Source organism: Halobellus sp., assembly GCF_042218505.1.
Taxonomy (GTDB): domain Archaea; phylum Halobacteriota; class Halobacteria; order Halobacteriales; family Haloferacaceae; genus Haloquadratum.
Genome location: NZ_JBDGQZ010000021.1, coordinates 1 through 19,775, shown reverse-complemented (window position 1 = coordinate 19,775; position 19,775 = coordinate 1). Strand labels below are relative to the sequence as shown.

Here is a 19,775-nt window from a genome sequence, read left to right as displayed (position 1 = left end):
ACGTTCAGAGAGTAATTACTTGATCGACGCCGACATCGCTGAGGGCCGCATACAGATCTGGGAAACAGCCGACGGTCGCCGGCTCGACCGTGTTCGTCGCCTCGAAGTGCTCTCGACCGGCGTCGTCGGTGTGGTCGTACTCGGCAAGCCCACGCTTCTTCGCACACTGGTCACACAGCATCAAGAGCAGTTCCTGTTTGCTGGCGACGTCGGCGAGTCGCTCGCCGATCGGATCACCGTCCCGGAGCGCGTAAGTGTTGTCGTGGAAAAAGAACATCCCCACGACCTCGGCGCCGTGGGTCCCGCTCTCGAGTTGTGGAAGAATCATCTCACCGAGCACGTAGTCGATCGTCTGGCCGGCCGTGGCAAATACGTATGCGACCTTCACGCCCGGTCGTCTCGACCCAGGAAGATGCTTCTACCGGCCCCGGTGCGAATAGCCGGTGTCTCTGCCGAGCGACCGCTTCCTTAGACGCTACTCGACTGAGATTTCGGGATCAGACTCGTGCGTGGCGTCGATGGCGCAGGAGGCCGTGTACTCGACGTCGTGGATCGAGTCGATCGCCGGGGCCTCACCGCAGACGGGACAGTCGTCCTTCTTCGTGATCTCGACGGTGTCGAACTCCATATTCAGCGCATCGTAGAACACCATCTCCCCATCGAGGAGGTCGCCTGTCCCGATGATCGCTTTCACCGTCTCGGTGGCCTGAATACAGCCGACCGTCCCCGGAAGAACCCCCAGAACGCCCGCCGTCGCGCAGTTGGGGACCATTCCCTCGGGCGGTGCCTGGGGGAACATACAGCGATAACACGGCGAGTCCTCCGTGCCAGCGAACGTGGTGATCTGTCCCTCGAACTTGAAGATCGACCCGTGCGAGAACGGGACCCCCGCCAGTGTGCAGGCGTCGTTGACCAGATAGCGCGTCTGGAAGTTGTCGGTTCCGTCGACGACAAAGTCGTAGCCGTCTATGAGGGCTTCGATGTTGTCCGGTCGGACCCGGAGGTCGTGCTTTTCGACGGCGATGTCGGGGTTGAGTTGTGCGACGAACTCCGCGGCACTGGCGACTTTCTTCCGGCCGACGTCGTCAGTGCCGTGGATGACCTGTCGCTGGAGGTTCGACAGTTCGACCTCGTCGTCGTCGGCGATACCGAGCGTCCCGACTCCGGCGGCCGCGAGGTACTGAATGATCGGCGCGCCGAGGCCGCCGGCACCCAAGACGAGGACGTCCGCATCCAGGAGGTCCTGCTGCCCCCCCGGACCCACATCGTCCATAATGATGTGTCGGGAGTACCGATCGAGTTGCGTCGGATCGAGGTCGAGGTCGCTCATAGTTTAGACAAGGTTTCTTGGCCGATAAGCGCGACGGAGGCGTGCACACCTGCCGCTATCCAGGTTGCCGCCGACGCACCGCTTATGTGTCGCAGAGGCCAAGCCACGGTATGCCCGAAATCAAGGTACCTGCGGTACTCGGAGGCGGCAGCGCCTCCGCGTCGGTCGAGGTGGCCGGCGACACGCTCTCGGAACTGTTCGAGAATCACGCTGACGAGCACGGTCCCGAACTACGCGACAGCGTGATCGAAGACGGCGAAATCAAGGAGTTCATCAACGTCTACGTCGACGGTGACGAGGTAGCCGACCTCGACGTGTCGGTCGAGGACGACAGCCGGATCCGCGTCATTCCCGCCGCCAGCGGCGGCCGTCGCTGAGGCGTCGAAACGACGTCCGAGTGGTTACTCGTCGTCGAAGTCGACGTCGAGGTACTCCGCCCACAACGGGATGTCGGCGTACTTGTCCCCGCGGTCGCAGAGGATCATCACGACCGTGTCGTCCGAGCGGAGCGGTGATTCCGCGTGCAGTTCGTTTATCGCCTGCACGCCTGCGCCGGAGGAGGTACCGACGACGAACTGGCCGTCGACGCGGAGTTCCTCGCGGACGGTCTCGACGTCGTACTGTCCAGAATCGACGATCGGAATCTCTCGGTCCTGATACTGCTCGCGGAGGGCCCGTGCGCGTTCGTACGCGTCGTCCGTGTTAACGTACACTCTCTCGTCGAGGACGGAGTCGTCGTAGGTCTCCGGGTGGTAGTGGTCGCCCGTTTTGAGGTATTTGAGCCCGTCGATGGCGTGGAGCGCTTCGCCGGGCTCGAACCCGACGACGGTCACGTCGCCACGGTCGTGGAGGCCACGACCGGTGCCGGTGATGGTTCCGCCCGTCCCCGCGCCGGCGACGAAGTGCGTCACCGCGCCGTTGGTCTGCTCCCAGATCTCCGGTGCTGTCGTCCGCTCGTGCGTCCCCGGATTGTCCGGGTTCTCGTACTGATTCGGTCGGTAGTACCCCTCGGGGTCGGCGGCGATCAGTTCCTCACAGCGCTCGATGACCGCGTCGTAGCCGAGGTCGGCGTCGACGAAGTGGATCTCAGCGCCCGCGTCCTCCACCGCGCCGATCTTCCCGCCGCTCGCGTTGTCGGGCATCACGATCTCGACGTCGTACCCTCGATCGGCCGCCAGACGAGCGACCTCGCTGCCGGTGTTGCCGCTCGTCGGTTCGATCACGGTCTTCTCGGGCGTCAACTCGCCGCTCGCCTCGGCACCATCCAGCATCCCTTTGGCGATCCGTGACTTGATCGACCCGCCGCCGTACGGCGCCGCATAGAGGTTCATCCACTCCACCTTGGCGTAGACCGTCGCGGGCACGTCGACGTCGAGTTCGACGAGCGGCGTCTCCCCGATGTGAGCCTCGTCGAACGAGGTCGCCTCGCTCATACAGAAGCCACTGGCCCGAACGGGCAAATGGCTACCGTCTCGGGCACCCTCACTCCCGGCCGGTCTGGCCCGGTCGCTCGCGGTTGGACCGACAGGTCAGATCGCACAGCCGACCTCCCGGTAGAGCCAGTGGGTCATCACGTACGTACCGAGGACGATTCCTGCGCCCGCGAGAATGGAGTGTAGCGACAGGAGCGCGACGCCGCTGAAGAGGTTCGCAATGTTGCACCCCGGCGCGAGGCGCGACCCGACGCCCATCAGGAGGCCGCCCACGACCGGATTGTGGAGGCGCTCGACCTTCGGCCACCGGACCCGGAAGTCTCCGGAGGCCCGCGCGGCGAGGAACGATCCCACGACCACCGACAACACCATCAGCATATCTACCGTGACCGAGATGCCGCCGCCACGGAACAGAATCGAGCCCCAGTACTCGACGCCGCCGACGTCGACGCCAGCCTGTGAGAGGATCCAGCCGGCCCACTTGGCTTCGCTCCCGGTGATGGCCCACGCTCCGTAAATCCAGAACCACAGGCTGGCGACGAGCGCGAGTCCGATTCCCGCCGTGCGCGCGTCCCAGGAGTCGCGCAAGCGATCAGCCAGCGGGCGGTCGTCCGCGCGGATCGATTCGAGATAGGCTCTCGTTCCGTCGAACAGTTCTCGGAGCCCGATCGACAGCGCGGAGACCGACCGCGTCGGCAGATTCGCCTGCGCCCTCGCGTCGGCGGGGGCGTCGGTCCCGCCCCGTGGCTCGTCTGGAAGTTGCGCCCGGCCGCGAATGAACGCGTACAGGAGGACGATGACGGCGGCGACCAGCACCCCGGTGAGAGCGGGCGGCCAGGGCAGCGCCAGATAGAGCGTCGCCCCCTCACCGAACCGAAGCGGTTCGAAATAGACCGAGCGGAGCGTCGGGAAAGCGTACGCGAACGCGACGTAGCCGACTCCCATAAACAGGAGCGTGATCCAGAACTGGACGTATCCCTGACCGGCACGGTAAAGGGTTCCCGAGGCGCAACCGCCGGCCATCGTCATCCCGACACCGAAAACGAAGCCGCCGAACAACGACGCCAGACCCCACGGCGGCGTCCAGAAGCCTCGGAAGAACCCCAGGGTCGCCTGGAGGCTCCAGAACAGCGTCATCACGATGACGCCCGCGATGACGCCCCTCAGGACCCGAGTGTCCTTGAACGCGACGAAGTCCCTGAACGCGCTGACGAAACAGAAGCGCGCCTTCTGGAGGAGGACTCCGAAGGCGAGGCCGACCCCGATCGAGACGAGGACGTACCCGAGCGGCGAAAGTGTGGGCATATGCTCGTTAACTCACTCCGGCCGAGTTGGTCTGACGGAACAGAGCAGTCTTGCCCGTTGAACGTAAAAGCGGCAATATTTGAGTTTTCCGAGGACAACGGGCAATGGCTGATCACTCCGACGTGCCTAACCCTTTACGTCCAGTGCATTCGACAATGAGCGACGAGTCCACAGACGAGATCCTCTATCCGAACCGAGGCACCTCAGGAGATGGAGACGACACTGGTCGCGTTTCCCGTCGAACACTCATCGCGAGTTCGGCGGTCGCCGGCACTTCGGCAACAGCAGGTTGCACCGGGCTGACGGGCGGCGACGGATCCGGAGGCGGAAGCGGAGACGCCGGTCCGCCGACCGTGTTCGTGTTCAACACGGGCGATATGACCGTCAGCGTCATCGACGCGGCAGCCGACGAGTTGGTGACGACGACGTATCTGGGCGCGACAGCGTCCTTCCCTTCGAATCAGTACCTCGTGAACCAACTCGATCAGGACCGATCGATCGCGTGGCTCAACGTCGACAACGGCGTCCGCGGCGTCGACGTCGCCTCTCTCTCGGAGGAGACCTCCTTCGAGACCGGTTCCGGCGCGAACTGGCAGGAGGTCACGCCGGACGGGAACCACTTGATCGTCAGTGCGCGGGAACCCGTCCACAAACAGTTCCGGATCGACGCCGACCCGAGTTCGGACACCTTCGGCGACGTCACCGCAGCGATCAACCGTCAGCCCGAGGGCGGTCGCGGCGACAACGAGGGACCGGGACCGTGCGACATCACGATCCACCCTGACGGCGAGTACGCCTTCGTCCCGGACATCTACAGCGACACGCTCACCGTACTCAGCATCGATCCGTTCGAGATCGTCACGCAGGTCGGCGTCGAACCGGTCGTTGACGGCGTTGACGCCGTCGCTCCGTGGATGGACACCGCCACCTGGGACGGTGAGACGCTCCTCGTCGAGAACAACGAGGGCGAACACGGGACCGAGAGCATCTGGGACGTCAGCGACCCGGAGAACCCGGAGGAACTCACACGACTGACCGCCGAGGACAATCTCGGGGCGTTGCCGCTGACAAGCGAGGTCGGGCCGGATTCCCAGACCGCCTACGTCTTCACGGCCAACTCCAAGGACGTGACCGTCGTCGACCTGGCATCGGGCGACGTGACCGGACGGCTCGACCTCGGTGGCTCGGCGTTCGTCGGGACGTGGGGACCGGCGCGCGAGAAACTCTACGTCCCCGTACAGACGTCGGACGAGGTCAAAGTGATCGATCACGCGGCCGGCGAAATCACGGCGACCATCAGCGTCGGCTCGAAGCCCTACGGGGCGACAGCGGGGAACGTCCGCCCCGACACCGACACCGCCAGTAATCTGATGGCCACGATGGCGAGACTCGGCATCGAATTCTCGAACGCCGGAACGACGTACTGCATCGGGAACTGCGCCTGCGGCCACCAGTTGTAATGAGCGACGACGACAGTCCCGCCGACTCGTCCGCAACCGACCGCGCACTGACCCGCCGGTCGCTCCTAACAGCCGCGGCCGGCGCGGGGGTCGCCAGCGCAGCAGGGTGCGCCGGCGTGAGCACGCCCGCCGACGTGGCCGAGGCGGCCTCCGTCAGCGGCAACGTAGCGTACTTCCGTGGCCCCGAGCAGGTCCGACCGGAATCGGAAGTCTTCCTCGACGCGAGAAGTCGGTCACAGTACCGATCGGAGCACGTCTACGGCGCCCGCCACACCCCGGTCGACGACCTCACGTCTCAGACCGAGACTGACGCGGGACTGCTGCCGGACACAGACGCGCTTGCAAACCGACTGGGCGCGCTCGGCGTAACCCGCGACACCGATGTCGTCGTCTACGGCAGTAGCGTCGGGTCGCGGGTCTCCCGGGTCGTGTTCGTTCTCGAGTATCTGGGTCACGAGGGCAAGGTCTCCATCCTGAACGGCGGCTACGAGGCCTGGAACGGGCGCGTGGGCGTCGGCTCCCGGTCCCCCGCGGCGACGACGTACGAGGCGTCACCACGCGAGGAACTCGTCGTGACCCGCGATTGGGTCGCCGACCGGGTCGGGTCGTTCAACGCCGACGGCCCGGGACTGGTCGACGTGCGCTCGCCCGAGGCGTACCTCGGGGCACGCAGATCCGAGGAGTTAGTCGCCGCCAACGATCGCCACGGGCACATTCCGGGCGCAATCGACGTTCACTGGATCGGGAACGTGGAAGGCCGGATGCTCGGGGATCCGGGGACGCTCGCCGGGTTGTACTTCAACAACGCGGGGCTGAGTCAATCGAACCGGATCGCCGTGTACGGGCAAGGGAACATCAATCCGACTCATACGTGGCTCGTACTGCAGTCACTCGGCGCGGAGGACGTCTGCCTGTACGACGGCGGCTTTGCCGAGTGGGCGGACGTCCCGGCCAATAGCCGCGGTCGCTACCCCGTGGAGACGAAGACCACCACCGTCGTCGAGACGTCAGGCAGCCTCGGCGACGGGGGCGGCGGCGGGTTCTCCTGTACCGGCTGATGTTGGCCGCCGTCCCCTGTGCCGGCGCGGACTGCGTGGTCCTCTTCGATTGCGACGACGGGACAGAAAAAGGCCGGATCGCCGTCGGGGCGCATCCCGTTCACCTCACCGCGGTCGATGGCGCTGTCTTCGTCGCGACTATGGGCGAACGGGCGATCAGCGTCATCGACGGCGGGGAAGTCACGAAAGTCGAGACGGGGACGCTCGGCCCCTCGCACTTCGCCCTGACTGACGACGGTCGTGTGCTGATTCCCTGCACGGGCGGCGACGTCCTGGCGGTCGTCGACCGTGCGTCGCTCTCGCTTGTCCACCGCGTCGGCGTCGATGCGGAACCGCACGACGTCGCTGTCGAAGGTGACCGGGCGTACGTCGGCAGTCGGGTCGATGGGACCGTCTCGATCGTCGATCCGGCGGCTGGGCGGGTCGATCGCACGATCGCCATCGACGGGGACGCGCGGATTCAGGGCGTCGATGCCGGGTTCGGGGGCGTGTACGCCGTCGATCAGGCCGGAGCGCGGATCGCCCGCATCGACGACACTGGCGTGACTGCGAGCGCCTCGGTGGGCTCGAACCCGTATGAGGCGATTCTTGGTACGGATCGCGTTCTCGTCGCTGGTAGAGACGGTGGGACTGTGACCTTGCTCAACCCGACGCTCTCGGAAACGACGGTCCACGAGGTCGGTGGCCGCCCGACAGGGGTGACGACGATCGACGAGACGCACTGGGTCCTCAATCGCGACCGAGCCCGGTTACTATCACTCGACGCCCGGACGTCGATTCCGCTTCCCGCCCCCGCGTTCACCGCGGATCCGACGGGCGACGGCGACACCGTCGTTGTTTCCCACTACGACGATAACCGGGCGAGCCTCGTCTCGACAATCGACCGAGAGGTGGTATGGACGGTCGAGACACCGCCGGATCCTTTCGAGCCACTGGTGCTGTGAGCGGGGCGTTCGGCCCGACCGGCGGGCCGATTCGATATGGGCGATGCCCCACAGCGCGACAGGCCGAAGAGCACGTCAGAGATACGGGAGATGCCTGCAACGTCCGTAAAGGGTATCCTTGCAGATAACCGATAGTCTCCTATGTCAGAAACCGGCTGGGAGGACGTCGTCGAACTTCCCGACGAACTCGACGACGAGACTGCGGCGGAACTCTACGACCAGGCTGACGAGGTACAGGATATGACCGGCGAGGTCTGCCCGTATCCGCAGGTCGAGGCCAAGAAGGCGATGCAGGGCCTGTCCGACGGGGACCTCCTGGTCCAGGAGACCGACCACGTTCCGAGTACCGAGAACGTCCCGAAGGCCGTCGAGGAACTGGCCGAGGCCAACGTCTGGAAGAGCGGCGACGGGCGCTACCAGATCTTCCTCCGGAAGCGATAACGATGGTCGACGAAGTCACCCCCGAGGAACTCTACGAACGCCTCGGCTCCGACGACGCGCCGCAGGTCATCGACATCCGCAACGAAGCCGAGTTCGAAAAGGGTCACATCCCCGGCGCAATTAACGTCCCGATGAGCCAACTCCCGAGCCGAATCGACGAAATCGACTGGGGGGACGACGTCGTCGTCGCGTGTCCGATCGGGCAATCGTCCATCCAGGCCGCCCGGCTGATCGGCAGTTACGAGGACGTCGAGGACGCCGAGAACGTCCGAAGTATGTCCGGCGGCTATCGGGCGTGGGAGTATGAACTCGAATCGGGGTCGGAAGCGACACCCGCCGAGGAGTAGCGTGAGCGCCCGTGACCTCGTCCTCTCGCGGGACGCCTACGACGACATCGTCTACCAGGGATACGACGGCGGCGACGAGGAGATCTGCGGCGTACTCGCCGGAGCGTACGGTGACGACGAGAGCGTCGTCCACGAGGTCCACCAGACAGAAAACGTCGCTGAGACCCCGCAGATCCGCTACGCGATCGACCCCGAAGAGCAACTGCAGGTCATCGAGTCCGTCGAGGACGCCGGCCTCGAAATCGTCGGATTCTATCACACGCACCCGGCCGGGCCGCCGCGCCCGAGCGCAACCGACGCGGAGCGGGCGACGTGGCCGGGCTACTCCTACGTGATCTGTGCCTTCGACGGCTACCCGTATCTCGGTTCGTGGCGCTGGACCGACGAGGGCTTCGAACGTGAGACCGTTGTCGTCGGAGAGACCGTCGGCTGAGACCACCGAAATAGTCCATCTGGGCCCCGTTCGGACGGGTAACTCGATTATCTTATCTGGTAATATGCGGCAAAGTATTTTTACGGTGGTTAGCGGCCTCATTGTATGGTAAGGTCTACGGCCGGATCAGTGGGTGGAAGTCCGGGACTTGGCGACGTCGAGACGGCGATCCAGAACTTCGTCAAGTACATTCCGAACGGGGATACGATCCCCGACGAAACGTGGCGGAAGCGACACCGGAACATCGTGCTGGCGCTGTTAGCGCACATTCCGTTCCTCATCGCACTCGGACTCTACGAGGGAACGGAATCGTTTTCTGGGGCACAGATTCCCGAGGTCGAACTGCAGACGATCGTGCTTCGCGTCGGGATCGTCGCCGGAATCGCCCTCCTCGCGGCGTACCCCGGACTCGGTCGTCGGGTGCGAACGTCGCTCGCGACGCTCGGATTGGTGATGACGTCAGCGATCCTCGTGTACTTCTCGGGGGGGTACATCGAAGCCCACTTCCACTTCTTCGTCGTAATGGGGATCGTCGCGGTCTACGAGGACTGGGCCCCGTTCGCGCTGGCGATCCTCTTCGTCGTGATCCAGCACGCGGTCTTCGGATTCTATATGCCGGAGATGGTCTACAACCACGCCGCGGGCGCCACGAACCCGTTCATCTGGGCCGCCATTCACGCCGCGTTCGTGTTGATGCTCTGTACTGCGCTAATGACCAACTGGATCTCGATCGAGCGGTCTCGCGAAGAGGCGCGAGAACAACTCGCCGAGACCGAGGAAGCCGAGGATCTGAAGGCGAGAGCCGAGGCCCGTCAGCGCGAAGTCGAGGAGATGAACCAGCATCTCGAAACGAAAGCCGACGAGTTCAGTGCGAAGTTGGCGCGTGCGGCCGACGGCGACCTCAGCGTCCGACTCGACACGGAAACCGAAAGCGAAGCGATGGCGCAGATCGGCGAGGACTTCAACGTGATGATGGATGAGATGGAGTCCGCCGTACAGGACATCCAGGCCTTTTCACAGGAAGTCGCCGCCGCAAGCGAGGAGGCCAGCGCCGGTGCGAGCGAGGTCAAGCAAGCCAGCGAAGACGTGAGCGAGGCGGTCCAGACGATCTCCCGCGGCACCGACGACCAGCGCGAGATGCTCGAGGACGTCTACGACGAGATGACTGCCCTCTCGGCCGCCGTCGAGGAAGTCGCCTCGTCCGCGGAGTCGGTGGCGGAGACGTCCCACGAAACGGCGCAGGTCGCTAACGCCGGCGAATCGACCGCCAAGGGAGCGATCGACGATGCACAGGAAGCCCAGACCGCAATCGACTCGACGCTCTCGAACGTCGAGCACCTCGACGAGCGGATGAACGAGATCGGCGACATCGTCGAACTGATCAGCGACATCGCAGAGCAGACGAACCTTCTCGCGCTCAACGCCAACATCGAAGCGGCCCGCGTCAGTTCCACGGGGAACGGCGACGGTGACGGCTTCGCTGTCGTCGCCGACGAAGTGAAGCAACTGGCCGAAGAGACCCAGGAGTCCGCGACCGAAATCGAGCAACTCATCCAGGAGACGCAGTCTCAGACCTCGACGACCGTCGAGCAGGCGCGGGCGGCACAGGATCATATGTCCGAAGGCGTCGAGGCCGTCGAAGAAGTGCTCGAAGCGTTCACCACGGTCTCCGCGAACACGACGGAAACCGACAGCGGCATCCAGGAGATCAGCGACGCGACCGACGACCAGGCGAAGAGCGCCGAGGAGTCGGTCTCCGTTGTCGAGGAAGTCGCAGAGATCAGCCGTAAGACGGCGGACGAGGCGGGCGAAGTGTCCGCGGCTGCCGAGGAGCAGGCGGCGTCGATCTCACAGGTCAGTTCGAACGTCGAGCAGTTGACCGACCAGGCCGAAGAACTCCAATCGCTGCTCGCGCGGTTCAAAGTTGACGGGAGCGCTCCGGAGATACCCGACCCCAACGCCGACGCCGGGGCGGGAATGAACGTCGCGATGAACGACGGCGGTCGGCCGGAGTAGCGCCGCTCACTCGATCTGGATTTTGCGTCCCGACGTTTCGCCCAACTTTCGCAACCGCGAGACACGGTCTTCGGTCCGTGGATGCGTCGAAACGTCTCGCCTGATAGTGATTCCCCTCGTCTCTTCCCAGTGATCACCGCGAGCGGGGACGACGATCACCGGTAAACAGTGAGAGCAATCACTATGCGACGACGTTCCTCGTCGGATTCGACCCCACGGTGCGTCCACACCGGCGAGAGCGAACCGAACGGGAGCGTTGTGGCCCGATCGATCTTTCTGAGAGCACTCGCGAGCGCAAGCGGGCGTCCCGTCACTTCCGCAGCCCGCTCGTCGGCCCCGAACTCCCGGCGACGCGTGTACGCGCGGATCAGGAACGTCACCGTCATTCCGAGGACCGCCACGGCTGACTCGGTCCAGCCCCGGGAGGGTCGCCGGCCACGACCCTAGATCACCGCGGACCCACGCGACATAGAGGGCGAGTCCCCTGAGGAGAAACACCGCCGGAGATAACAGGAGTTCGAGAACGACGACGACGAGTTATGAGAGCGCGATCGCCACGCTCCTGATGAATCCGTCGTGACGTTCGAGGTGGGCCAGTTCGTGGGCAAGCAACGCCTCCAGTTCCCGACCGTCGAGCAGCCGAAAGAGCGACGCGTCGAGCACGACGGTGCTCCGACCGCTGGTGTCGAGCGCGAACGCGTTCGGCATCTCCAGCCGAGCCACGTGCAGTCCCGAGCACTCGACCGACATCGAATCCGCGAGGCCTTCGAGAATCCCGTATGCCCGCGGGGGCCGTGACTTCGGGACTTCTCGAGCGTTCAGCGTCGCGTCCCGATCCGGAATGACAGGTAGGTAGCGAGGACCGTGCCGAGAATGATTCCACTCGCGGCCGCGACCGGTTCGAGCCGAACCTGCCGGACTGCGAGGATACCGCCGAGGCTCGCGGCGGCGAGCAAGCCGTCGCAAGCGAGCGCGGTGAGCCCCACGGCCGCGGCCTCTAGTCGGCTCACACGACCACGACGGTACCGCTCAGACGGGGCAGGTGGGGGTGCGGGCATCCTTCGGGTTCCAGCGGGTCGGTCAGTCGGGATCCGATTCAGCGGCGTTTCGCCCACGACTGTCGGGTTCACGTTCGACGGGGGCGCCGTCATCGCCCTCGACGTGAGGCGTATCTTCGCTCTCGGCGTGGGCAGTATCTTCCCCATCGATATCCGCTGTGTCCGCACCATCGGTGTCGTCTCCGGTATGATCGCCAAAGGAGCGGTCGCCCAGGAGTTCGTTCGTCCGGCGGAAGATCCCTGTGAGTGTGGTGATTTCGCGCTCGGTCGGGTGGGCGCGACCGATCAGTCGCCGCATCATCACCCTGGTCTTCTCCCGTTTGTGTTCCCGCCCCTCAACCGACTTGTGGAACCGTTCGAAGAAGTCATAAAAGCGGTCGATGTCGGCCTCGGCTGCGCGTTCCCGCTCGACGTCCGGGAGTTGCGTCTCTTCGACGGTGAGCGTGCGGAGTTCGTAGAAGAGAATCGTCGCCGCCTGCCCGAGGTTCAACACGGGGTACTCCGCGCTGGCGGGAATCGAGCACACCTCGTCGAGCCGTCGCAACTCCTCGTTGTCGAGGCCGGTCCCCTCGCGACCGAAGACCAACGCGGTCTCCGTGTCGACGGATTCGAGGCTCTCACGGACTTCGGCCGGCGTCTTGAACGGAAATCGCGTGTGTTGTCTGCTGTCCTCGTTGGTGATCGCCGTCGTCCCGATCGTGTGGTAGTCGTCGACGACTGCGTCGAAGGTGACTTCCTCGGCGTTCGGGAGGACGTCTTCGCGGGCGTGGCCGGCGAAGCCGTACGCCTCGCCGTCCTCGTCGAGTTCGGGCGGCTCGACCAGCCTCAGGTCCGTGAGTCCGAAGTTCTTCATCGCACGGGCGATCGTTCCGACGTTTCCGGGGGTCTCCGGTTCGACAACGACGACGACGGGGTCCTGGGTGCGTGGAGCCATCGACTATTTCGTGGGATACTCGCGGTCGAGTTCGGCGGTGTCGAGCGAAGGGGCCGCTTCCTCCTTGTCGTCTCCGACGGTCGTGATCTCGCCCGTCTGAAGGTTGATCTTCTTGCGTTCGTCCTCGGAGTTTTCATTGAGCCGTCGGTTGAGCTCCTCGGGATCGGGAGGCGTGGGCAGGTCGTCGGGATCGGTATCGATGTACTCCAGGCCGGCGTATCCCTCGGGGGCGCGGTTGCCGGCGACGAACCACTCGTGGAACTCGTCGCGGAAGACCTCCGTACCGGTGCGGTCGCTGCCACCCGCCTGCCGGAACCAGTACAGAAAGTCAGGTTCGTGGGTCTGACAGAGGAGTACTTCTTCCATTGGTTCGCCGTAGACGATTTCGGCTTGGTTCGACCGCTTTTTTTCTGCCTCCCCGTGAATTAGGTAGCAGGCGTCACAGGGCTTTCCCTGAAGGTAGGTCAGTCGGATGAGCCGCCGACGGGTGTCTTCGGAGACCTCATCGAGCGGACGGAACTCCCCGTCGGCGGAGAACACCTCCTCTTGATCGAATCGCCACCCTCGGAGGCCGATGCTGATTTTGGGCATAGCCGAACGGTAGCGTATCGGCGAATAAAAGAAACGCGTCTCTGCGGTGGTCAACAGGCGGGACAGTAGCAGCGCTCTGACCAAAGCATGAAGAACGGGCACCGGGAGACAATCAATATGAACGAGTGGGACACGGACGGTTCCGAGACGACGGCCTCGAGCCGGTCTTTATGCGGACTGTCGCCCCGGGCCGAGCGGATGCTCCTCGGGCGATGGCTCTGGACAGCCGTCCGACAGTCTGCGGGTGCGGCCCTGCTCTTCGCGCTCACGTTCGTCCTCTGTCTCCCGCCTCGGCTCGTTGGCGGGCTCTCGTAGCCGATCGGCCTCCTGTTGCCGGTGTTGATGAGGCTCCCTTTGGTCGCCGCTGCCGTCGGAGCGCACCGTAACGGCGGATTCCTCGTCAGCATCGGACTCGCCGGCGGTCCGAGTTTCGGCCTCTATCGCTCGCTCGGTCTGTTCAATCTCACGTATCCGAGCGCGACGATGCTGACGCGATCGATCACGCCCGACCGGTGGTTGAGCAGGGCTCACCCATCTATCTCCGGGCCCCGGAACGTGCGCCTTTTCTTTCCCCCGCGAGAATCGGAGGATATGGATCCGAAGCGGGAACTCACGAGCGTCGATCTGGCCGCCCTCGTCACCGAACTGAACCGGTACGAGGGAGCGAAAGTCGACAAGGCCTACCTCTACGGCGACGACCTGCTCCGCTTTCGGATGCGCGATTTCGAACGCGGTCGGGTAGAACTCATCGTAGAAGTCGGCGACGTGAAGCGTGCGAACGCCGCAGACCCCGAACGCGTCCCCGACGCGCCGGGGCGACCGCCGAACTTCGCGATGATGTTGCGGAATCGACTCTCCGGGGCCGACTTCGTCGGCGTCGAACAGTTCGAGTTCGACCGAATCCTGGTCTTCGAGTTCGCTCGTGGCGACGAGAACACCCGAATTGTCGTCGAACTCTTCGGCCAGGGCAACGTCGCTGTGCTCGATGAGACCGGTGAGGTCGTCCAGAGCCTCGAGACGGTGCGACTGAAATCCCGAACGGTCGCGCCTGGCTCGCAGTACGAGTTCCCCGCCTCGCGACTCAATCCACTTTCGGTCGGGTACGAAACGCTCGAACAGCGGATGGAGGACTCCGACACGGACGTCGTGCGAACGATCGCTACGCAGTTGAACCTCGGTGGCCTCTACGCCGAGGAACTCTGCGCCCGCGCTGGCGTCGAAAAGACGATGTCGATCGACGAGGCGGGCGACGAACAGTACCGCGCGCTCCACGAGGCCATCGAGGAACTCCGGACGCGGCTCCGCGGCGGGGATTTTGCCCCCCGAGTGTACACTGATGACGACGGGAACGTCGTCGACGTGACGCCGTTCCCGCTGGAGGAGCGCGAACGTGAGGGCCTCGACAGCGAGGGGTACGACAGTTTCAACGACGCGCTGGACGAGTACTTTTACCGCCTCGATCTCGAGGACGACGAACCCGAGGAAATGGGGCAACAGCGGCCGGATTTCGAGGCCGAGATCGAGAAGAAAAAGCGGATCATCGACCAGCAGGAGGGGGCGATCGAAAACTTCGAGACGGAGGCCGACACCGAGCGCCGCCGCGCGGAACTGCTGTATGCGAACTACGACCTCGTCGACGAGGTCCTCTCGACTGTCCGCGAAGCGCGCGAGAACGACGTCTCCTGGGACGAGATCCGCGAGACGCTGGAAGCCGGCGCCGAACAGGGCATCCCGGCCGCGGAGGCGGTCCGCGACGTGGATGGCGCAGACGGCACCGTGACGATCGAACTCGACGACTCCGACGTCGAAGTCAACGTCGATACCGGCGTGGAGAAGAACGCCGATCGGCTGTACACCGAGGCCAAACGGATCGAAGCGAAAAAAGAGGGCGCGATGGCCGCAATCGAGAACACGCGTGAGGAACTCGAGGAAGTGAAGCGCAGACGCGAGGCGTGGGAGGCCGGCGACGAAACGGATGAGACGGACGACGACGAGGACGACGACCGCGAGGACCGCGATTGGCTCTCCGTCGAGTCGATCCCCATTCGAATGTCAGAGCAATGGCACGAGCGGTTCCGGTGGTTCCACAGTTCGGACGGCTTCCTGGTTATCGGCGGCCGGAATGCCGACCAGAACGAGGATATCGTCACCAAGTACCTCGACAAGCACGATCTGTTCTTCCACACGCAGGCCCACGGCGGACCGGTGACGATCGTGAAAGCGACTGGTCCCTCCGAGGCCTCGGAAGCGGTCGACTTCCCCGAGACGACGAAGTCCGAGGCCGCCCAGTTCGCCGTCTCGTACTCCTCGACCTGGAAAGAGGGCCGCCACGCCGGAGAGGCGTATATGGTGACCCCGGATCAGGTCTCGAAGACGCCCGAGTCGGGTGAGTACATCGAGAAGGGATCGTTCGTGATCCGCGGTGATCGGACCTACTTCCGAGACGTCGGAGCCGAGGTCGCGGTCGGCATCCAGTGCGAGGGCGAGACGCGCGTTCTCGGCGGTCCGCCGACAGCCATCGAGGAGCGCGTCGAGACGTCGATCCGCCTGCAACCGGGCCAGTACGCACAGAACGACGCCGCGAAGATGCTCTACCGGAAATTCAAAGACCGGTTCACCGATCAGTCGTTCCTCCGAAAGGTCGCGAGCCCCGACAAGATTCAGGAGTTCCTTCCGCCGGGCGGCAGCGAGATCATCGAGGACTGAAAATCGGAATCGTCCCGTGCCGGCGCTCAGCACGGCACAGTACGGCTTTATATCTTCATCGCGCGTACCTGTAAGCGAGCGAACACCGGAAGAGATCACCTCCGTCGCTCGGTGAATCCAATGATTCAACAATCCTTACAGTACCTCCGCAACGACGAAGACTCCTGGGTCACTACCGTTCTCATCGGCGGGATCCTGACGCTGCTCAGCCCGCTCGTGATCCCCGCAATCCTCGTTCTTGGCTATCTCGTCCGCGTCGTCAGAGAGACGATGCACGGTAACGAGCGCCCGCCGGCCTTCGACGAATGGGGTGACCTCTTCAGCGACGGGCTCCGAGCCTTCATTATCGTCTTCGTGTACGGGTTCGTTCCCACACTCGTCGCGGCGCTCGTCATCGGCGGCGGAGTCCTCTCGTTCGTTGTGGTCGGCGGATCGGCGAGCAGCGTATCAGGTTCCTTCGGCCCCCGGAGCGGCATCACAACCGGTCTGGGAATCCTGGTGGTCCTCGTCGGTAGCCTCCTCGCGGTAGTGGTGAGCCTGCTGGCCGCCTACGTCGGGCCCGTGGCGATGGCGAGTCTTGCCGAGCGCGACGACCTGAGTGGGGCGTTCTCGCTCAGCGAACTCCGACCCGCGTTGACGTTCAGGACGTACGCCACCGCGTGGGTCTCGGGGCTCGGCATCATCTTGGTGTTCGGCCTTATCGCGGGCGCGCTGAGCGCGGTCCCTCTCTTCGGATTCCTGGCGGCCGGGTTCCTGAGTTTCTACGGCGCTGTCGCCGCCTACTGTGTCATCGGGCACGCGTGGGGCGAACTCCACGACGTGACCGTCGGCGAGGAGAACGGCTCTATCCACGAGCGACCGGCAGTTTGAAACTGTCGGTGTAGTCACAGCGCCGTCCCGCACAGACAAGCAAGCCGCGGAAGCGCTATCCTCGACACGCCGGGTTTTCACTTCCTCGCCGTTCGACTAATCTCTCACACCCTGTACCCACCCAGTGACTCGATCGAGGCGGGTTGCGGCTTTTTCACTTAATGGGTGAGATTGCCGTTCAGCATTTCGTCGAGCGCGTCGTTGATCTCGCCCAGGTCGCAGGTTTGTGAGGCGAAGCCGCCGAACGGGAGCGTTCCGCCGTCGGACATCTTCAGGAGGTGTGAAACCGCGTCGGTTGTTTTCCAGTCACCGGAGCCGAGCTTGACGGTCGTGGTTCCGGCGTCGATGTCGCGCGATTAGCCACGGTAGCGAGCCACGAATTCCGCTCGACGGGACGTGAGCAGAGGTTTATGTCCGACGTCTGCGAATCGCTTCCTGTCTGCTCGGTATGCCCACCGATTCCAGCCGGGACCTCGCTGACGAGGTGACGCGGGTCGCAGGCGTGTCGTATCTCCAGGGAGCCACCGGTCACAGCATCGGGAGCCTCGGGTTTCTCCTGCTTGGGGTGGTCGGACTCGTCGTGATCGAGTCGGCCGCCGTGGGAGCCGGGGCTGTGGCATCGGCCAGTCTACTGAGCGCAAACGGGGTCTCGATCTATCTATGGGATCGAGTCAGAGACGTCGTAGCGGAGACCCCATCGAATGAGGGAGACGATGACGGAGGCCGAGCGCGGGACTCGGAACGGACGCTCTCACCGCCCGCCCTGTCGGCCGAACACAAGGCCGAGCTTACCGGAGGGCTGGTACAGGTCGTCGGACTGGTGACCGTCTTGGCGGTAGTGATCGGTACCATCCGTATACTGGGCATCGAGCGGGGTTCGTACCTTCTGGGGGCGCTTCTGGCCGCCGGCAACCTCGTAGCGCTGGCGCTCGCGTGGTGGGACACCGACGGATAGCAGGATCTTTCCGCCGTGGTCGCAGAGCAATCAGTATGCGTATTTCGAGTCGCGGCCGCGGCGAGGAGGGCCGCGAGCGGATGACGCTGGTCCCCGAGAACGTCGACGACCTGTGGCACCTCTCACACGTGCTTGAATCCGGAGATCTGGTCTCCGGCGACACCACCCGTCGGATCCAGCGCACCGAAGACAATCTCCGGGACACGGGCGGCCAGCGCGAGCACCTGTTCGTGAGCATCGACGTCGACGACGTGGAGTTCGCGCGTTTCGCGAACCGCCTCCGGGTCGGCGGCGAGATCGTCGAGTGCTCCCGTGAAGACCAACTCGGTCACCACCACACGATCAACGTCGAGGAGCACGACGAACTCACCATCGAGAAACAGTTCAAGCCGGATCAGATCGAACGGATCGAGACGGCCGAGGAAGCGGCCGAGAACGCTGACGTGGCGATCGCGACGGTCGAGGAGGGCGAAGCCCACATTCACACCGTCGCCCAGTACGGCACCGAAGAGCGCTTCTCCTTCACCGCACCCACAGGCAAAGGAGAGTACGCGCAACCGCGTTCGGAACTCTTCTCGGAACTCGACGACGCGCTCGCCCGGATGGACGTGGACGCGATCATCCTCGCCGGACCGGGGTTCACGAAGCAGGACGCCCGCAACCACATCGCGGAGAGCCACCCCAAGACCGCAGATCTGATCACGATGGTCGACACCGCCGCCGTCGGGGACCGCGGCGTTCACGAGGTGCTCAAACGTGGCGCGGTCGACGAGGTTCAGACACAGACGCGCATCTCGAAGGAGGCCGAGTTGATCGACGACCTGATGGCGGGAATCTCGAAAGGCGAGAAAGTCGCCTACGGAGTGGAAGCGGTCGCCGAGGCCGCCGAGTTCGGGGCTGTCGAGGAACTCCTCGTGGTCGACGATCGCCTCCGGCGAGAGCGACAGGGCCAAGGCGACTGGGACGTCGACGTCAACGAGGTCATCCAGTCGGTCGAACGGCAGGGCGGCGAAGTCACGGTCTTCTCCGGAGAGTTCGACCCCGGCCGGCAGTTGAAAAATCTCGGGGGGATCGCCGCGTTACTTCGGTATCGGCTACAGTAGCGCAACCGCTCTTATGTAGAACTACGGAAAGCCCCCATAACAAGGCAGTCGACGGTGATATCGACGGATGCGCCCGTGAGATTCAGCAATCTAATGATCCCGAATGGATGAGCCAGGTGACGTACCGACTGAGTGAGCATAGTCGCGGACTCAGCCCGGTGATCGACGAGACGGTGGAGTGGGGCGAGACCTACCTCCGCGACGCCGACTCGCCCGACGAATCGGTCGTATAGGGAACGGTCGGTGAGTGCTCCGGTTGATCTCGGGGACAGTATCCGAACGGCCGGTTAGCTTATTACTACAGAAAATAATCACGATTATGGAACGACGGCAGTTTCTTGTCGGGTCCGCAACCGCGGCTGTAGCCGCGCTCGCGGGGTGTGGGAGTCCGGACGACGACAGCGGGAGCAACGACGGCGGGGGCGAGGAGACCACCGACGAACCCGGCGGGTATTCGTTGCACGGCCCGCAGTCGACGGTGAATCGTCGGCCGTAGCCGCCCAGTAGGGTCAAGAGGGCGGCGGATCCGACGCGGGCGTGCGAGCGACCGGGAGATAGGGACCCCACTCACCGGCGCCGAGGGCCCGCCTCGGTGGTTCCGGGGCCGATCGACTCAGGGGTCCACCGGGACAGGCACCCCCACTCGGCTGCCTCGGCCACCGCGCGGCCGCAGGCGGGAGCTCGCGTCAGTGGTGAGAAGCAGCCGACGTATCTGTACGCACGCTACTGTTCGCGATTGACATCCTCCTCCGCGTAAACGCGGAGGAATCCCGAGCGGTGGGAGTTTCAGG

General features: G+C 64.4%; 24 protein-coding genes and 1 pseudogene. 15 read left to right on the top strand and 10 right to left on the bottom strand.

Features of this window, described 5'->3' with window-relative positions; all coding sequences use genetic code 11:
• Positions 1-4 precede the first annotated feature (4 nt).
• Both ABEI27_RS07125 and ABEI27_RS07120 read right to left on the bottom strand, forming a co-directional pair.
• Positions 5-388, bottom strand: a complete 384-nt coding sequence (locus ABEI27_RS07125) for a SaoD/DsrE family protein (RefSeq protein WP_375798717.1) — start codon at positions 386-388, stop codon at positions 5-7.
• A gap of 87 nt (positions 389-475) precedes the next feature.
• Entirely contained in the window at positions 476-1,330 is an 855-nt protein-coding gene (locus ABEI27_RS07120) for an SAMP-activating enzyme E1 (RefSeq protein WP_375798716.1), read from the bottom strand.
• 110 nt (positions 1,331-1,440) lie between these two features.
• Between ABEI27_RS07120 and ABEI27_RS07115 the strand changes: the two genes are divergently transcribed.
• On the top strand, positions 1,441-1,707 hold the full coding sequence (locus tag ABEI27_RS07115) for a MoaD/ThiS family protein (protein ID WP_375798715.1): 267 nt from the start codon (positions 1,441-1,443) through the stop codon (positions 1,705-1,707).
• Between the two features lie 24 nt (positions 1,708-1,731).
• Here the strand turns inward: ABEI27_RS07115 and ABEI27_RS07110 are convergent, their stop codons facing one another.
• On the bottom strand, positions 1,732-2,763 hold the full coding sequence (locus ABEI27_RS07110) for a PLP-dependent cysteine synthase family protein (protein WP_375798714.1): 1,032 nt from the start codon (positions 2,761-2,763) through the stop codon (positions 1,732-1,734).
• A 96-nt stretch (positions 2,764-2,859) separates the two neighbouring features.
• On the bottom strand, positions 2,860-4,068 hold the full coding sequence (locus ABEI27_RS07105; protein ID WP_375798713.1) for a YeeE/YedE family protein: 1,209 nt from the start codon (positions 4,066-4,068) through the stop codon (positions 2,860-2,862).
• A 155-nt stretch (positions 4,069-4,223) separates the two neighbouring features.
• Between ABEI27_RS07105 and ABEI27_RS07100 the strand changes: the two genes are divergently transcribed.
• From ABEI27_RS07100 to ABEI27_RS07070, 7 genes are all read left to right on the top strand, one after another.
• A complete protein-coding gene (locus ABEI27_RS07100; RefSeq protein WP_375798712.1) occupies positions 4,224-5,528 on the top strand; it encodes a hypothetical protein in 1,305 nt (434 codons plus the stop codon).
• On the top strand, positions 5,528-6,586 hold the full coding sequence (locus ABEI27_RS07095) for a sulfurtransferase (protein WP_375798711.1): 1,059 nt from the start codon (positions 5,528-5,530) through the stop codon (positions 6,584-6,586). The genes ABEI27_RS07100 and ABEI27_RS07095 overlap by 1 nt, the downstream gene beginning before the upstream one ends.
• Positions 6,586-7,530, top strand: a complete 945-nt coding sequence (locus tag ABEI27_RS07090; protein ID WP_375798710.1) for a hypothetical protein — start codon at positions 6,586-6,588, stop codon at positions 7,528-7,530. The genes ABEI27_RS07095 and ABEI27_RS07090 overlap by 1 nt, the downstream gene beginning before the upstream one ends.
• A gap of 141 nt (positions 7,531-7,671) precedes the next feature.
• Positions 7,672-7,971 carry a sulfurtransferase TusA family protein gene (locus ABEI27_RS07085; protein ID WP_375798709.1) on the top strand — a complete coding sequence of 100 codons (300 nt, stop codon included), beginning with the start codon at positions 7,672-7,674 and terminating at the stop codon, positions 7,969-7,971.
• A gap of 2 nt (positions 7,972-7,973) precedes the next feature.
• A complete protein-coding gene (locus ABEI27_RS07080) occupies positions 7,974-8,318 on the top strand; it encodes a rhodanese-like domain-containing protein (protein WP_375798708.1) in 345 nt (114 codons plus the stop codon).
• 1 nt (position 8,319) lies between these two features.
• A complete protein-coding gene (locus ABEI27_RS07075) occupies positions 8,320-8,751 on the top strand; it encodes a desampylase (RefSeq protein ID WP_375798707.1) in 432 nt (143 codons plus the stop codon).
• Positions 8,752-8,856: 105 nt separating this feature from the next.
• On the top strand, positions 8,857-10,767 hold the full coding sequence (locus ABEI27_RS07070) for a methyl-accepting chemotaxis protein (RefSeq protein ID WP_375798706.1): 1,911 nt from the start codon (positions 8,857-8,859) through the stop codon (positions 10,765-10,767).
• Positions 10,768-10,922: 155 nt separating this feature from the next.
• Here the strand turns inward: ABEI27_RS07070 and ABEI27_RS07065 are convergent, their stop codons facing one another.
• The 5 genes from ABEI27_RS07065 to ABEI27_RS07045 form a co-directional block, all read right to left on the bottom strand.
• Positions 10,923-11,153, bottom strand: coding sequence for a hypothetical protein (locus ABEI27_RS07065; protein WP_375798705.1), 231 nt, complete (start codon positions 11,151-11,153; stop codon positions 10,923-10,925).
• A gap of 151 nt (positions 11,154-11,304) precedes the next feature.
• On the bottom strand, positions 11,305-11,517 hold the full coding sequence (locus ABEI27_RS07060) for a M56 family metallopeptidase (RefSeq protein ID WP_375798704.1): 213 nt from the start codon (positions 11,515-11,517) through the stop codon (positions 11,305-11,307).
• Positions 11,518-11,585: 68 nt separating this feature from the next.
• Complete coding sequence (locus ABEI27_RS07055; protein ID WP_375798703.1) at positions 11,586-11,777, bottom strand: hypothetical protein; 192 nt, start codon at positions 11,775-11,777, stop codon at positions 11,586-11,588.
• Positions 11,778-11,847: 70 nt separating this feature from the next.
• Positions 11,848-12,759, bottom strand: coding sequence for an RNA methyltransferase (locus tag ABEI27_RS07050; RefSeq protein ID WP_375798702.1), 912 nt, complete (start codon positions 12,757-12,759; stop codon positions 11,848-11,850).
• 3 nt (positions 12,760-12,762) lie between these two features.
• Positions 12,763-13,350: a hypothetical protein gene (locus tag ABEI27_RS07045; protein WP_375798701.1), complete on the bottom strand. Its 588-nt coding sequence runs from the start codon at positions 13,348-13,350 to the stop codon at positions 12,763-12,765.
• 117 nt (positions 13,351-13,467) lie between these two features.
• Between ABEI27_RS07045 and ABEI27_RS07040 the strand changes: the two genes are divergently transcribed.
• The 5 genes from ABEI27_RS07040 (at position 13,468) to ABEI27_RS07020 (ending at position 18,984) form a co-directional block, all read left to right on the top strand.
• Entirely contained in the window at positions 13,468-13,665 is a 198-nt protein-coding gene (locus tag ABEI27_RS07040; RefSeq protein ID WP_375798700.1) for a hypothetical protein, read from the top strand.
• Between the two features lie 276 nt (positions 13,666-13,941).
• Positions 13,942-16,056 (top strand): ribosome rescue protein RqcH, encoded by a 2,115-nt coding sequence (gene rqcH / locus ABEI27_RS07035; RefSeq protein WP_375798755.1) that lies wholly within the window; start codon positions 13,942-13,944, stop codon positions 16,054-16,056.
• Positions 16,057-16,176: 120 nt separating this feature from the next.
• Positions 16,177-16,926 carry a DUF4013 domain-containing protein gene (locus ABEI27_RS07030; protein WP_375798699.1) on the top strand — a complete coding sequence of 250 codons (750 nt, stop codon included), beginning with the start codon at positions 16,177-16,179 and terminating at the stop codon, positions 16,924-16,926.
• Positions 16,927-17,374: 448 nt separating this feature from the next.
• Positions 17,375-17,881: a hypothetical protein gene (locus ABEI27_RS07025; protein ID WP_375798698.1), complete on the top strand. Its 507-nt coding sequence runs from the start codon at positions 17,375-17,377 to the stop codon at positions 17,879-17,881.
• Positions 17,882-17,916: 35 nt separating this feature from the next.
• Entirely contained in the window at positions 17,917-18,984 is a 1,068-nt protein-coding gene (locus tag ABEI27_RS07020) for an mRNA surveillance protein pelota (protein ID WP_375798697.1), read from the top strand.
• Positions 18,985-18,995: 11 nt separating this feature from the next.
• Here the strand turns inward: ABEI27_RS07020 and ABEI27_RS07015 are convergent.
• Positions 18,996-19,097 (bottom strand): annotated as a pseudogene (locus ABEI27_RS07015) (IS1595 family transposase); the annotation flags it as partial.
• Between ABEI27_RS07015 and ABEI27_RS07010 the strand changes: the two are divergent.
• Together ABEI27_RS07010 and ABEI27_RS07005 are read left to right on the top strand one after the other, a co-directional pair.
• Positions 19,092-19,217, top strand: coding sequence for a hypothetical protein (locus ABEI27_RS07010; RefSeq protein WP_375798756.1), 126 nt, complete (start codon positions 19,092-19,094; stop codon positions 19,215-19,217). The pseudogene ABEI27_RS07015 and the gene ABEI27_RS07010 sit on opposite strands and share 6 nt — an antisense overlap.
• An 86-nt stretch (positions 19,218-19,303) precedes the next feature.
• On the top strand, positions 19,304-19,480 hold the full coding sequence (locus tag ABEI27_RS07005; RefSeq protein WP_375798696.1) for a twin-arginine translocation signal domain-containing protein: 177 nt from the start codon (positions 19,304-19,306) through the stop codon (positions 19,478-19,480).
• The last annotated feature ends 295 nt before the right edge of the window (positions 19,481-19,775 follow it).